The following is a 15,320-nucleotide window of genomic DNA, read 5'->3' as shown; positions in this document are numbered from 1 at the left end:
CAGCATAATACAATCAAGGTCAGGCGCATATGCAGTGTCATTGTAAAACTTCAATGTGTTACTACCTGCGTTAAGGTTTACATTAAGCGATAATTGGGTGCTACATGGTGATCGCAGGTGTTCTCATTTTTTCATGAACTAGAATACACGCTGAACCGCCCAAACCACGCCGAACGCGAATATGACGGCCGACAAGCCGATTGCAAAAGGCGAATACCATTTCCGCGAGCGCGCTAGCAGCAGTAAAGGCAGCACCACCGCGACGATCGCCAATTGCCCGATTTCAATTCCTGCATTGAAGCTTAGCAGCGAGCTGATAAAATTACGGCTCGGAAGACCGGTCTCCTGCAATGCACCGGCGAAGCCCATTCCATGCACGAGACCGAAACCGAATGTGAGCATCCATCGGTAACGGGGGGCGTTTGCCTTTCGGCGTATAAACCAATTTTCCGCAGCAACATAAGCTATGGAAAGTGCAATGACGATCTCGATCAGGCGCGAGTTGACTCGAATCGTTTCCGTTGCTGTAAGCAGCAGCGTTACACTATGTGCGGCGGTGAACGCCGTTACAATGCGCACGGCATCCCGCCAGCCGGCAGCGACAATGAGCAGGCTGAGCAAGAACAACAGATGATCATAGCCCTGCCAAATGTGCTCCATGCCAAGCCAGGCGTATTGAAGGAGCGTGACGAACGCACCTTCTTTGCCCGAACTCTCGTATCGATGCATGCGGATTCCCGTATCAAAAAAAGCATTTACCACATCGTCGTCTTTCGCAATTGTTAAAAAATTCAAATGCTCCTGATCGATATCGTCAAACATAGCCGTATAATGAACAGCAAGATTGTCAATCGCATACTTGGCAGTATACTCCAACAGCATCTGAACGCCGGGGTTTTCACCCCGGTCGGTCAGCTCCGCAGAGAGGAAGCGAAATGATAACGGTTCATCGTTCTGCTTCAGCTCTACATGCTGCTGTACGTAGTATTCGAGCCGGTCCCGGCCGCTCGCAAGGGCTGCAGACGATGATCGAACACAAAGAAATTACCCTTTATTTCCTTTTTATTAACAAAATCATAAAACATGCCATACACTTCGCTGGTTGCTTGCTTCAACTCTAGATAGGGCAACAAGCTTTCATCTGTTGATAATCGAAATGCCTCTTTCTGGTAATAACCTATAATATTCTCTACCGTTTCTGTTACTTGCGCATTGACTGAAATGTTCCGTAAAACAACCGTCTTGTAAAAGCTGTAGAACAACAGGAAATAACTGAATACCGCGATAATTATGACCGGTATAAGCGCGTAACTAATAAATGATTTCCTAATATCATCTCTATAATGCTTATAATTTGTTATCATGTTCTCAMCTTATCATTATGATATAACAATTATAGTCGATGTCATATTCAAAATACATAGAACAAAAAAAAGAACGATCCGCCTCTCGTTCTCCGTTATTGCAACGAGCATTAACATATTCAAAATTAATGATGATCATGCTGTCGGGCCATTTGCATTTCCAAGACGCGGCTTCTGGTGTCGGCGGGTCTGTAATGTTGTAAGAACCCGTGGTCATATGTAAAAAATGCGTAAGCATCTCTTCTGCCGATTTCAATGAAATGCTTCCCCTCCTCCACAAAGAGGGATGAGTAAGAAGGTTCTTCTTTAGCCGTATCAGGGAAAAGGCTGCTATCCCATTGAAGAACCATTGTTTCGAAACGATTATTTTCTGCTACCCAACGATCGATCTCCACAGCAGGCGGCACCCAATCCGTCTGATTACCGACCCATTCAGGGACACCGTCACTGTCGAGATCTATCGGAATGGCGGGATGTCTTTGAAAATCGACTACGTTCCATGCATCGGTTGTGTGATGATAGATCAGCAACACATTCAATGTACCCATCGTACCAATAGGGATTTCAATAGCCGCGCCAGACACATCCCCGGTTAGGAAACTCAAGGGATTGATCGAAGATTGGTTTTCATTAAAACCGATCAAGTCACCCAACTTCCATACCGAATTCCTCCCCTTGAGATACCCAATATATTTTGGGGTGGTATCACCACCAGTTGTATAAATTTGAACTTCCGCTTCAGAGCGAGGTAGCGTAAAGCTTTTAATAAGCTTCGCCTCAGATGGAGGCATGCCTGACTCTAATGGTTGTTCCCAACTTTTGCCAAAAGGGATGAATGTACTCTCAGGAAACAAGTCAGGTCTATAGACCAGTTGCTGGTCACTTTGTCGAGAGTTTGCTGTTGGCATATCGGCTTGATGAACTTGATCGTTGTTGCATGCGAGAACGCTAAGCAATATCGGTATCATTATGCAGGTAAGTCGGATTATTTTCTTCAAAATATTAACCCTTACTTTCCTCTGACTGACTTAAAACAGTAGTTATAAAAGAATCAACGATGCAGTGTGTTGAATTAAAGGTGGAACTTAATTGAGGAACAAATAGCGTGCCGATGAAGAACTTATGCTCAGGTAGTTCAATAATTCTTGGGTTGCCAATGGAATCTGTACCGACTATTCTTAATCCGGCATCATGAATTTGTTTTTCATATTCCGAACTGAGACCATAGTTACATCTGAACTGTTCAATTACATTTTTAAGTTGATAAATATCAAAGATTCTCGAGGGCTTCTTTACTATGACTTTACCTTTTTTACCGACTAATGAGCAAGCAAGTTTACTAATAACGATTTGATTAGCGTGTGGATCGCGTTCTTCGTGCCCTGCATTCTCCAGTTTCATTTTGTTTCTTGCATATTCCATTATGATGTATTGAAAACCACCGCATGTCCCTAGCAATGGTATATTATTTTCGCGTGCAAATTGAATAATGCTAAGTACACCGTCAACGGAATCTGGGAACCCGGGGCCTATCCAAAAACCCTGATAAGACTCCTTGATGGTATTCAGTTGATTAATTATAGTAGCAGTAGGAATCCACTCAACCTCGATAAAAATCCCTAACTTCCTAGATGAATGCATAAGCGCATCGTTAGTAGCCATCTGTGAAGGATATTCTGGACTAAAATCACCAACAATCCCGATCTTCATTTCATATGCTCCCTTCAAACTCAACTAGGAATTTATACCATAAGTTTACAAATGTTTCAATGCTTTTAGCTAGACTACTAAGCAAAACGAAAAGAAGCCCAACATTAAAAATGTAGGCTTCTCGACCACAATCAGTGAGTTATCAGCATAACCCGGCGATATTCCTCCGGTGACATGTCTACGAATTGTTTGAAATTGCGATAAAAGGTTGCCATGCTCTGAAAACCGCATTCATAGCAAATTTCGGTCACAGGGATGATCGTCGTCGCAAGCAAGCGCTTGGCGTGTTGAATCCGAAGGGTAGATAGGTAATTCTTAAACTTTCTACCTGTTGCTTCCAGAATTAAACGGGACAGATGCGATTGACTAAGATGAAATAACTGCGCTAACTGAGATAAGTTAACTTCCTTCTGATAATTCTGATCCATATACTGCAGAACCGGTCTAATATGCTCATAATTCCGCATGCCATCGATCCAGGTCGTTTTGCTGATTTCTTCTTTGGACATTCGGAGGAGCTCGACGCAGATCGACATCAGCAAGCTCTTGACCGCCGTTCGATACCCTGGAGCGCGTTGTTCCTTCTCCGTATAAATTTGCTGAATCATTAGGCGCAGCCGTTCCATAACTTCTGAGCTGCCTTGTAAGCGATTGCGAAAATGAAACGGATAATAGCGAAAGGGAACCATAAGCTCCGGCTCTTCTTTAGCAAGCAGTCCTGCATCAAAATTCAGGAATAAAAACTCACAAGGAAGACCATGGTCGGATTGGGCGATATGATTTTCTAATATATTAACGATGAAAATATCTCCAGGAGATACGGGGTAGACAGTACTTCCGAAATGGAATTGACCGCTGCCAGAAAGGCACATCCCCATCTCAAAGCTTTGATGATGATGCTGCGGTTCGAGTTCAACACTAGGCGTCCATTTGAATATATTAACCGGAAGCTCGTTATCCTCGTATGTAATGTGCAAGATCAAGTTCTGTACCTTCCTTTCGCCGAGAATCCATTTACTGCAATTCATTGTAACAGAAAAGCGCCCGAATCGGGAATAATCTCCCTACTCGGACGCAAATGGAACCTTTCAATTACGTGTTATTTCCTTGAAGCTTGCTGCTCTTTCAGTTTCTCAAAGACTTCATGACTTCTTCGTGCACATTCTGAAATCGCGATGGGATGGAATCCGACAACTTCAGAATATAATGTATCGTGCAGAGGTTCTACCCAATGGCTCGGCAACAGCTTCGCACCAAGCGAAGCCCCCATAATTGAGCCTACGGTAGCTCCATTACAATCCGTGTCCCAGCCCCCTAAAACCGATGTGGAAATGGCCTTCGTAAAATCACCTTTCGCAAATACAAGGGACGCTGCAACTAAGGCTGCGTTATTATTCGTATGAACGGGATCATAGTGTTTAAAGGCATCCCAAATCTTCTCAACTAATGTAAGCTGATCATCCGTATGTTTGGCAATATCTATAGCTTGATGGATGTCTTGTGCCAGACGGCAGTTAGCAGGAATCCCACTAAGACCTATTTCGACGATTTTAAGCGGATCGGACTCCACAAATGCAGCGGCAATCATGGCGGCAACGAACATTTCGCCATAAATGCCATTGCGGACATGCGAGAAAGAGGCATCTCGCCAAGCGAAATCGGCTGCCAGCTCCGGCTGGCCTGCTGCTCCATAAGCGAAGCCGTCTGCACGGATTTGCGCGCCGATAAATTCACGATACGGATTTAAATATGTACGCACCCACTCTTGCTTTTGATCCCAATCCGCCGGACGCCCGTTCTCGCCATAATGAAAGGTCACTTGGGCGAAATTCAAATAAGCCTGTGTTTCAGCCGTACACACCTGACTGTAGGACAAAACCTCATGCCATAGCTTGCCAATGTCCCAGGAATCCCAATCCAACCCTTTTCTCTCTAGCATCATTAAACCAAGTACCGTGTATCGAATATCATCATCCGTTTGCATGAAGGAAATACGTTCCTTCGTACTTGCCAAGCCATAATGGGCCAGATCAATGCCATATGCCTCTTTCGCCGAGGAATGAGCAGGTGTATAATCCGTAATCGGCCACGCATTGGCACCTTGAAACCAGAGAAGAACATTCTCCCAGCCAGCTCTGCCATGCGAACCCGCCATAAAGTCCGGCCATTCCAACGGTTTACCTAACGCACACCCAATGGATCTCCCCAACCAAGCACCGTAAAACTTATCAGACCACTGTTCCTGGCTCATTTCACTGTTAAGCATACGCGGACCTTGCGGACGAAGGCGGCGAATTCCCTCTAAATCATTAGGCTCGTCTACATTTGGAAGTTTGGGTGCCAACGTATTTAATTCCGCATAAATCGCCATTAATGCCGTTTGATCATCCCCTGATGCCTCAATGCGTTCCAGAAATCCATCCACTAAGCATGCTTCATCTCTACGCTGCTGTACTTCCGCAATTAACAAATCCTTTAATCCAACCCATCCAGCCATCTTCATTCCTCCACTTTGGTAAGATCTTTAATTCAAAGTCTACGCGAGCTTGACTTAAAGTGCTTCCCAAATTATGCAAATCATTCTCATTTCTTGCGAAAGGCTCCGGTGAAGAAATAAACTTTGACGAACGGAGTCAGGGCAAACTATAATTGAACATGTTAAAGGCGCTCGCCTTGACGACGGTTTAAGTCATTTTTTCCGTCCTCCGTTTCGCTTACGTTGGCGAGTGTAACATTAAAGGGATCCACCGGTTAATCCGGTAGATCCCTTCTTTTTCGTGTTTCTTCCCCTCAATGCTCACTATTCTTATACTCGCTAGGAGAGAAACCCGTATATTTTTTAAAACATTGACTGAAATATTGCGATTACTGTAGCCAACTTGCTCTGCTACTTCATAAGATTTCAATCCACTCATGCGAAGTAATTCTACCGCAGATTTCATACGCGTATTAAGTAAGAAATCACTGAATGTGATCGATTTTTCCTTTTTGAATAGAAAACTAAAGTAAATTGGGCTGATATGTACGTGACTGGCAACCTCTTGAAGGGATAGCCCTTCTGTCTCATAATTGCCTACAACGCCCGAGTCCTTCACATTGGCTTCGCTCTTCGCCAGCGTATTATCGAGTTTAGATTTTCGGTACGATCTTGTACTTGATTCCCACACAAGTTGAGAACGTCATGCAACCTGCGTGTTCCCCTAATGTAAATGCAACTTGTCCGCCGTCTTCATCCAACACCTGCACTGGCATTTGAGAATAAACCGTACACAGTTCGCCGTTCAAAGAAACAATCTCCGCTTCGATCAGACTGCCATTGTCCCACCGCATACTGACAGTGAACCCTCCGCGGGCTCGCAATCCGTTTACATGACCGGAAGTCCACGCTTCGGGGAGTGCAGGCAGCAAGTGCAGGAACCCTTTATGCGACTGCAGCAGCATTTCCGAAATGCCGGCTGTAGCGGCAAAATTACCGTCGATTTGGAAAGGCGGATGCGCACCAAACAAATTGGTGTAAACGCCGCCTTTCTGCGGTTGCCCGTCATCTGTCTTCACGAGTTGCAACATGTTAGAAATAAGCCGCAGCGCGCGATCGCCATCTTGGAAACGGGCCCATAAGCTGATTTTCCAACCGAGACTCCAGCCTGTGCCCTCGTCCCCTCGCCGCTCCAAAGACGTTCGCGCCGCCGTGAACAAATCGGGCGTGACTTCCTCATTCAATTGTCTGCCCGGATACACCCCGAACAAATGAGAGACGTGACGGTGATTCAGGTCCTCATCCTCGAAGTCCCGATACCATTCCTGAAGCTGGCCGTGCCGTCCAATTTTCAGCGGGAGCAGCTTACTTCTCGCCAATTCGAGCTCAGATCTGAAAGCCTCATCAACATGCAGAACTTCAGCAGCTTCGAGGCAATTCGTAAACAAATCCCAGATCAAGGATAAGTCCATCGTCGATGCTGTGCTTACAGAAGCTTTCTTACTTTCGCTAGTGACAAATTTATGTTCCGGCGATGTGGATGGGGCTGTGACAAGATGTCCATCCTGATCCAGAATCAGCCAATCCAAACAAAACAGAGCGGCCTCCTTCATAATCGGATACGCCTTCTCGCTAAGATATGCCTTATCTCTGCCAAACGCGTAATGTTCCCACAGGTGCTGGCAAAGCCAGACGCCGCCCATTGGCCAGTACGCCCAAACTGGGTCGCCGTGTCCATAATCACCTACAGGTGCGCTTTGAGCCCAAATGTCCGAGTTATGATGCGCCGTCCAGCCGCGAGCGCCATAATTGATCTCCGCGGTAGTCTTTCCGTTCACCGACAAATTCCCGATAAAATCGAGCAGCGGCTGATGGCATTCAGGTAAATTGCAGATCTCTGCAGGCCAATAGTTCATTTCCGTATTGATGTTCAATGTATAATTGCTGCTCCACGGTGGCCGTGTCTCCTTATTCCAAATACCCTGCAGGTTAGTTGGCTGCGTGCCCGCGCGCGAGCTGGCGATCATCAAATACCGGCCATACTGAAATAATAGCTCTACTAAGCCCGGATCCTGAGCCCCAAACTCTGAAATCCGCTTGCCAGTCGGCTGATCTGCAGGGCTGATCGTCTCCCCCAGATGAATGCTGACTCGATCGAACAAGCTGCGATAGTCGTTGACATGACTGTCGCGAAGCTCTTGATAGGCATGGTGCATTGCCTCTTTCAAATAAGCTTCTGTTATCACGCCTGGATCCTTGCCTTTTCTGCCAGGTGAACGATTAAAGCCATTAAAGCTCGTGGCGCTACTTACGTAAAGCGTCACACTCGTGGCTCCGCGAACATGCAGACCAGCTTGGTCTATATGTGTGCAGCCATCGTCCGAAACAACCGAGAGTCGACCTTCGAAAGACATCGCCTCTACATCCTCTTCCTCTTCGTATACAATCGGCTGGTCGACACAATAATAGCTGGGCGCCACCTGCACCGGCGCCTTTCCACGTATGATCCATTGACCGTTCTCATGGACCATATTAATTCGCAGCCTGCTATCCAGTCGCGCAGTAAAATTCAATGATCCGACTTGGCTGCATGCCAGACGTACAGCAATAATCTGACTGGGATAAGAAGCGAACATTTCTCGCGTATACAGCACATTACCGACCTTGTACTCGACGCGGGATACTCCTTCCTGCAAATCCAACTCTCGGCGATACGAATGCGCGATGTCCCCATGATCAAATACAATGGAAAGATCGCCTAACGGCAAGTACGATTGCGTGTACGGCCCCATCATATCCTTACACATTTGGTCGGCCTCTACATATCTGCCTTCCGCCAAGAGTCGACGCACCTCCGGCAGCACTTCTTTGGCATGAGGATTATTCCAATCCTTCGGTCCCCCTGACCAGAGCGTATCTTCATTAAGTTGAATTTTTTCTATTTCGATTCCGCCGAAAATCATGGCGCCAATTCGACCATTGCCAATTGGCAGCGCGTCAGTCCATTCTTTTGCCGGACTTTGATATAACAGTCTCAACTCGCCTCATCCCTTCGTGATTCACAATAATAAGCTGCAATGCTCCGAATCAAAACTTTCTCTATGCTAGCCTCCATCAATTGTAAGATAAGAAAACCGGAAACTGAATGTATAAAAATAAGAGGTATTTGCACATTATTAAGCTATTTTCGTGAGGGTGGTAGTGGTTTCCCCGTTGATTTACATAGAAAAGGTGTGAAGCAATGTTGTTGATTTGCTTCACACCTTTTCTGTATGTTACACACACAGTTTCATGAATAGTACCTTCATTATGTATGATTAAGCTACAGCCCCTTACCATGCTTTACCCTCTCCGCAAGCAACGAAAGATCATGCCCTTTTAATGCACCTTCCATCAATTCCGGGAGCTTCTCGGGAGAACATCCGAAACAAGGGATACCGTATTGAGCCAGCTTTTTGGCAACTGCATCGTCAAATGAGGGCACGCCCTGGTCAGATAAAGCGAGTAAGCAGATCGTCTTCACGCCAGCCTGATGCATGTCGACAAGCCTTTGAATCATCTCAGTCCGATTGCCGCCTTCATATAAGTCTGAGACCAAGATAAACAGCGTTTTCTTCGGTTCCGTGATAAAAGGCTCGCAGTAAGCGATCGATTTGTTAATATCTGTTCCACCGCCAAGCTGAATCCCAAACAGCATATCAACAGGATCTTCCGCACACTGCTCACTTAAATCAACGACCTCGGTGTCAAAAGCAACCACTCGCGTGTCCAGAGCCGGCATACTGGCGAAAATAGAACCAATTATAGACGCGTAAATAACGGAACCCGCCATCGAGCCGCTTTGGTCAATATCTAGGATAACCGTCCACTCTTTGCTGCGGCGTGCACGGTCAAAGAAGTAGACTTTCTCAGGCAGCAGGAGACCTCGCTCCTTGTTATAGTGCTTGAGATTTCTGCGGATGGTTGTGTTCCAGTCCAGTCCCGTGGACGACGGCAGTGGCGAATGCTGCCTGCGATTCAAGGCACCAGTAACAGCTCGGCGCAAATCCTGCGAAAGCCGCTGCATGATTTCATCTACAACGGCCTTCACTAATAGTCTTGCTGTTTCTTTCGTTTTCTCCGGTATTTTTCCTTTGAGCGCCATTAACGTAGCAACCATTTGGATGTCCGGCTTCACTTGGGAAAGAAGCTCCGGTTCGAAGAGCAGCTGTTTCAAGCCTTTGCGCTCAATAGCATCGGACTGAATAACGGAGACCACGTCCGGCGGGAAAAAGGTACGGATATCGCCCAGCCATTTGGCAAGCTTCGGGGACGAAGGCCCCAGCCCTGCTTTGCGGGAGCCGCCTGCGTTCGATCCATCATCAACACTACTACCGGATGTCTCATCATAGATCGCGGCAAGTGCTTCATCCATGAGTCTCGACTCCTCGTCGAGCATTCCGTCGTCATCAGTGCCAAAGGACTGTAGCTTCTCTTCAGAAGCTGCACCTAGAATTAATCGCCAACGCTTTAATTGTTCTTGATCTATCATTGTCATAAGCTACAAATCCCCAAAATCAAAATCATTGAGCTCATCCAGCTTCTCCTTCTCTTCCTCACTTAACGGCTGCTGCAAAGCAGTTCCGGCACGATCTGCTCCAACACCCCAAATATCGCCCATCATCTCGGCCACAGAAGCCTTCTCCCTCGGTTCGAATGAACCGAAAGCTCGGCGCAGAAACACAAGGGAACGTTGGAATGCCACTTTATCCAGCGATCCGATATAACTATCAAGCTGCTGCCACAACGATACCCTAGACAGCAGCGCGTATCGGTTGCGCATCGACATGCCTTCGAACCATCCCGCTCCCAGATCAACGGGAATCCCTGGTGACAAACGACGCGAAACTTCCATCGCAACACGCTCATCCGATATTTCATTTCGTTCAAGCGATATAGCGAAAGCGAAGCCCGACAGTTTAGCATTTCGATCATCACGCGAAGCTAGCTCCTGCAGTTTATTCAACCATAAACCATCATCTACCGATTCAAAATGGTCTTGGGCAATGGTGTGCAGCGATTGAATTGCTCGAACCATACCCTGAGCGGCGTCATCGTTGCAGCCCGAGCTGTCTACGAGAAGCAGAGTTCCGCGCAGGAACAACTGCTGGAGAAGCGGAACAAGGGTATCCGTTTCGATTCGGCGAAGCGATCCATAACGGATCAACACCGACAGCTCATAGGCCGCCCCTGCGACCTGTTCGAAGTTGCCCGCATCCACCGCAAGTCCTTGCAGCGTGGATTTGGCCTGCTCCATCAGCTCGGTCAGCGCGCAATCACAGGCTTCCCGAATGATGCGCGAAGCTTCCGCGATATCGTTGCAAACGTCGAGCCGCTCCTTCAATACAAAAGCCGCCGCCAGCTCGATCGTCTCCCCCTTCAAGGTCGACTCCACCGCTTGGATCTCAGCTTCTGGAGTCCACCGCAGCACCCAATTCTCCGCCCATGATGCGGAGTCTTGATTCACTCTTTGCTTCTTGGCAAAGTTAATGCCCAGCAGTTCCAGTCGGTGTAAGAGAACAGACCGCTTCAAATCCAGAAACGCAGCTTCCTCCGACTTCACTCTGCGGTTTTCACGTAAATCCAACTCTAATGTTGCAGCAACCGTAGATTTGAATTTCTCCAACTTGAGCCGCTTGAGTTCTCTATTCAAGTCATCTTGAATTGGCGTCTGGCTGACTCCTTCTGGCAATCTGCCGATGGCCGTGCCCACATCCGTCCTTGCCAAAGCTTCCGCTATTGTCGAAAGCTCCCCATGACCAAGACATACAATTGCTGCGTCCCGAAGGTCTTTCCAGGTAGGATGATTACCGTCGTGTAAAGCAGCAAGAGCCTCTGCCAGCCTCACTCCTTCGATGATCGAAGCTGTGGATCTATAAGTGCCATGTTCCCTGAGATAGGCAACTACCTGAGAAAAATACAAAGAAGGAAGCCTGCCCAAGTCACCTTTTTGGAGGCACTGCCAGAACAATTCGAAATAAGCTGGTGCCTGATTCCCTGCCCCATAGCCCGAGTGTGAAGACAGCTTGTAGTAAGAATAAGGCATCAGCGTAAGCTTGGTTCTTGTCTTGGGCAGCCCCTTCATCTCTTCGTCCGTCATCAACGGAAAGCGGAAATCTAATGCAGAGGCATGATGCGCGCCTGTTACGACTACAATGTTCTCGGGAGCGTGCCCAGCTTCAATCGTATCCTGAATTTTGCGCCGCATGTAAGCTTCCCGAATCTCATTGTAAGCCGCTTCTTGTGGCGCAAATTGCCACTCCTGCTGCACGTTCAGCTCCCGCATTTGAGCCGAGAATTGATAAATGCCATGGCGGTAGGCGTCTTTTTGCAAATTATGTTCAAAATGCCGTTCCCAGTAAGCTTCATAATCCGGCTCTTCCGACAATTCAGCAAGCTGCTGATACAGTGTCCTCTGTCCAAGGACATAAGTCTGAAAATCGTCGTCCTCAGTCTGATTGATCTCACCCTCTGTAGTAGATGACCTATGAGCATGCCTTTGCTCGTATAGAGCCAAGGCATGTTCGGAGGGCAGATCGATAAATTCAGCCTGTGCTCCGTTGCGGCTAGCCCATTGAAACGCCTGATATTCCGGCGAATAACTAGCATAAGGGTACAATAAGGTCCTTACGGGCAGTTGATCCGTATACGCTAAAATAGCAATCGGCGGGACAACACCATGAGAGGTTAATTCAGCTATAAAACCGCTTGCGTCGCTAGGTCCCTCAACGAGCACTGCCGTAGGCTTCACTTCATCTAAGAAAGCAAGCAGGTGGAAAGCACCTGCAGGAGATAAGTGCCGTATACCGAAAACATGAAACCCCTGACTGCGATCTAGTTGTTCATCTCCGAGCACGCGAAGTACAGATTTCTCCATGTCGATCCCCGCTTTTTCATCACATTTTCTAGATATTCCTTCCATACGAGGCGGTCCTTCTCTTCGTCTTTCACAATAGCTCCCTGAAGCCCGGCGGCGATATCTTCTTCACTAATCTGTCCGCTCCCAAAGCTTCCTGCAAGCGCCATACTACCCGTTAACAGCGAGATTGCTTCAGCTGTCGAAATCACGCCACTTGGCCCTTTCACCTTCTCTTTGCCGTCGAGTGTCATCCCGCTGCGCAGTTCGCGAAAAATCGTTACAACCTTCCGCACCGCCTCCTCCTCTGGGAGCGACGCTCTTAACTCATAGCTCGTCGAAATCTCTCTGACACGTTTGCGAACAATCTCTACTTCCGTCTCAATATCCGATGGGGATGGAAGCACAATAATGTTAAATCGTCGCTTCAAGGCGGCTGACATCTCGTTTACTCCACGGTCGCGCGTGTTAGCTGTTGCAATAATAGAGAATCCCCGTGCGGCGAACACTTCTCTGCCAAGTTCCGGGATCGAGATCGTCTTCTCTGACAGGATGGAGATTAAAGCGTCCTGTACTTCGGATGCGCAGCGTGAGATCTCTTCAAATCTGGCGATCCCGCCTGTTTCCATCGCGCGGAAAATCGGGCTTTTAATAATTGCTTGATCAGAGGGCCCTTGCGCCAACAGCATGGCATAATTCCAAGAATAACGAATATGCTCCTCGCTCGTGCCTGCCGTTCCTTGAATGACCTTGCCAGAATCCCCGTGGATCGCTGCTGTCAGATTTTCCGAAAGCCAAGACTTAGCCGTTCCTGGTTCCCCAATCAGCATGAGAGCTCGGTCTGTCAACAGCGTAGCTATTGCCATTTCTACCAGCCGCTTGTTGCCAATGTATTTCGGCGTAATTGCGACCCCTTTTGCATTTCCACCAATCAGAAACGTCAGTACCGCCTTCGGAGAAAGCTGCCACCCGGCTGGCTTCGCATCTTGATCCAATTTCTTCAAAGCTTCCAATTCTTCCGTGTATAAACGTTCAGAGGGCAATCTTACGACATCTTGCTTTTGATCCATCCCCATAATCCCTGTCCCTTCTCTTCGTTATCTGACGGTTCGGTTTGTTCCGGCTTCGCAGCTATCGTTTCCGCGATTTCTAGCAGTCGATTTTTCATTGATTCGTTAGACACGTTTTGCGCAAAAAGCTGCAGCCTCTCCGCATAGGATCGCGGTAATAATGTCAGGAGCACATGTTGAGTGTGATTTAAATAATAAATCTGTTTCTTGCCGCCCTCCAATATTTCCATTAGAAGCTCAGGAGTTCCCTTGTACTGAACACGGAATAACGTAAGTAGGCAATGAATCGTAATATTGTAGAAAAAATCAGGCTTTTGCCGACATGCTTCTACCAAGTAAGAAGCTATTTGTGAATCCCTTTCTCTCGCAAGTCTGCAAACGAGCTCAGTTTCATCCATTTTCACAAACAAGTGCACCCATCTAGGATCCCATTCCTGATGCTCGACCTCATTCTGGTCGGAAGTACCGTACATTTGATGCTCCAAGGACGGAAACATAGTACGCAAGACCCTCAACAAATCCTTAGCGGCCGTCTGTCTTTTATCCTTAAGATCATGGCAAAAGCGTTCGTAGACGTCCTCTGGAGGAAGAATCTTGATGGCCGCTCTAAAGCTGTATGCAATAAATTTGCGATTGTACAACTCATGTAAAGTAACAGCAAAACGGTCTGCCTCAGGCAGATCTAATCGCAATAGAAGTTCAGCTGCAGCCTCCTGTACGGCTTCCGTTTCCGTAACAATAAAACTAGGCGTAGACAGCAATTTTTCTAGAAAATCTACGACTTCCGGTACTCTCTTGCCTTGTAAGCTGCGTATGTCCGCCAACAACTGTTGTGCGGAATTTTCCACGTCTGTACGTTGAATGATTCGCACCAACACACTTTCCGCATGCCCGATGACACTGAGAGTCAAGTCATTTGCCTTGCATAGTTGAATGGGCTCTATCGCAAGATCCTGATCCTTCGAACCCAGTGCCTTGTAAAGGCGAGCGATGGCTTGCTCCGTTCCAAGACGAGATAAGGCGAATAAGGCGGCTCTGCGTATCTCTTTTTTCTTATCATCAGCCTGCTCTAGAATGAAATCCTCTTGCTCCGGATAATCGCCCAGAAGCTCAATCGCCGTRGAGCGGACCTCCGTTGAACCCTCTTTGGCAGCTTGAAGAAGGAGATCAAAGTCAGATAGGGCAAGCAAATCATGGATAAGTTCCAATCTGCGGGCGTCACCTTTCCCGCCATCCAGCTTAAATTGCTGCTGAAGCGCAGGGAGAGCCTCCATTCCGAGTGCGGGCAGCACCTTTCGATGAAGATAATCGGGTATTTCTACATAGCTATCGTCTAACGCGGAAACAGCAGCAGGTATGACGCGAAAATCATGAAAAAACCCATCGTCGTACCCTTGACGAATCTGCTCCATTCGGCCCTGACCTTTTTGCGTCAATGCCTCGATAAGTGGATGCAGCTTGCGATAAGCTATTGACGTCGAAAGCTTCGCTCCCGTTCCTTCCACCGGTACGAGTTCCTCTTTCGTCTCCGTTTTCCCTTGCGTGTATAGCACGGAATTCAAGAGTGTTCCTAACTCTAAAAGTCTGCCCGCTGAGCTACTCTTCTCCGCCTCAAGAACTTGACTAACCGCCTGAGCCATTCGGTTAAACACCGGCGCTGACTCGCCAAGCTTCTGAAGTTGGGGAAGCATTTTCTGCAAGCGTAAATCGCCCGTCGCCATTCCACTACCTGCTATAAACAAGCGCCGCACCTCGTGCTGCAGCTCAAACAATAGATCTATACTCATGAGTTTGTCTCCTAATTT

General features: G+C 47.5%; 11 protein-coding genes and 2 pseudogenes. All 13 read right to left on the bottom strand.

Annotated elements, in window-relative coordinates:
- Positions 1–138: 138 nt before the first annotated feature.
- Entirely contained in the window at positions 139–882 is a 744-nt protein-coding gene (locus AC1DVJ_RS18670; RefSeq protein ID WP_477592734.1) for a HupE/UreJ family protein, read from the bottom strand.
- Positions 883–965: 83 nt separating this feature from the next.
- Positions 966–1,364, bottom strand: coding sequence for a hypothetical protein (locus AC1DVJ_RS18665; RefSeq protein WP_477592733.1), 399 nt, complete (start codon positions 1,362–1,364; stop codon positions 966–968).
- A gap of 125 nt (positions 1,365–1,489) precedes the next feature.
- Positions 1,490–2,332, bottom strand: coding sequence for a hypothetical protein (locus tag AC1DVJ_RS18660; RefSeq protein ID WP_477592732.1), 843 nt, complete (start codon positions 2,330–2,332; stop codon positions 1,490–1,492).
- Between the two features lie 34 nt (positions 2,333–2,366).
- Positions 2,367–3,074 carry a CTP synthase C-terminal region-related (seleno)protein gene (locus AC1DVJ_RS18655; protein WP_477592731.1) on the bottom strand — a complete coding sequence of 236 codons (708 nt, stop codon included), beginning with the start codon at positions 3,072–3,074 and terminating at the stop codon, positions 2,367–2,369.
- A 131-nt stretch (positions 3,075–3,205) separates the two neighbouring features.
- Positions 3,206–4,102, bottom strand: coding sequence for a helix-turn-helix domain-containing protein (locus tag AC1DVJ_RS18650; RefSeq protein ID WP_477592730.1), 897 nt, complete (start codon positions 4,100–4,102; stop codon positions 3,206–3,208).
- A 71-nt stretch (positions 4,103–4,173) separates the two neighbouring features.
- Entirely contained in the window at positions 4,174–5,571 is a 1,398-nt protein-coding gene (locus AC1DVJ_RS18645) for an ADP-ribosylglycohydrolase family protein (RefSeq protein WP_477592729.1), read from the bottom strand.
- Between the two features lie 293 nt (positions 5,572–5,864).
- A pseudogene (locus AC1DVJ_RS18640) lies at positions 5,865–5,939 on the bottom strand (AraC family transcriptional regulator); the annotation flags it as partial.
- 8 nt (positions 5,940–5,947) lie between these two features.
- A pseudogene (locus tag AC1DVJ_RS18635) lies at positions 5,948–6,169 on the bottom strand (AraC family transcriptional regulator); the annotation flags it as partial.
- A gap of 34 nt (positions 6,170–6,203) precedes the next feature.
- Positions 6,204–8,588, bottom strand: coding sequence for a glycoside hydrolase family 95 protein (locus AC1DVJ_RS18630; protein ID WP_477592728.1), 2,385 nt, complete (start codon positions 8,586–8,588; stop codon positions 6,204–6,206).
- Positions 8,589–8,872: 284 nt separating this feature from the next.
- Entirely contained in the window at positions 8,873–10,087 is a 1,215-nt protein-coding gene (locus AC1DVJ_RS18625; RefSeq protein WP_477592727.1) for a VWA domain-containing protein, read from the bottom strand.
- Between the two features lie 3 nt (positions 10,088–10,090).
- A complete protein-coding gene (locus tag AC1DVJ_RS18620) occupies positions 10,091–12,466 on the bottom strand; it encodes a DUF5682 family protein (protein WP_477592726.1) in 2,376 nt (791 codons plus the stop codon).
- Positions 12,424–13,515: an ATP-binding protein gene (locus AC1DVJ_RS18615; protein ID WP_477592750.1), complete on the bottom strand. Its 1,092-nt coding sequence runs from the start codon at positions 13,513–13,515 to the stop codon at positions 12,424–12,426. The genes AC1DVJ_RS18620 and AC1DVJ_RS18615 overlap by 43 nt, the downstream gene beginning before the upstream one ends.
- Positions 13,491–15,302 carry a HEAT repeat domain-containing protein gene (locus tag AC1DVJ_RS18610; RefSeq protein ID WP_477592725.1) on the bottom strand — a complete coding sequence of 604 codons (1,812 nt, stop codon included), beginning with the start codon at positions 15,300–15,302 and terminating at the stop codon, positions 13,491–13,493. The genes AC1DVJ_RS18615 and AC1DVJ_RS18610 overlap by 25 nt, the downstream gene beginning before the upstream one ends.
- Positions 15,303–15,320: the final 18 nt, after the last annotated feature.

The sequence above is a fragment of the Paenibacillus sp. P4_A9 genome (assembly GCF_056402415.1).
The sequence above is the reverse complement of the archived record's forward strand: the minus strand, read 5'-3'. Positions and strand labels throughout refer to the sequence as shown.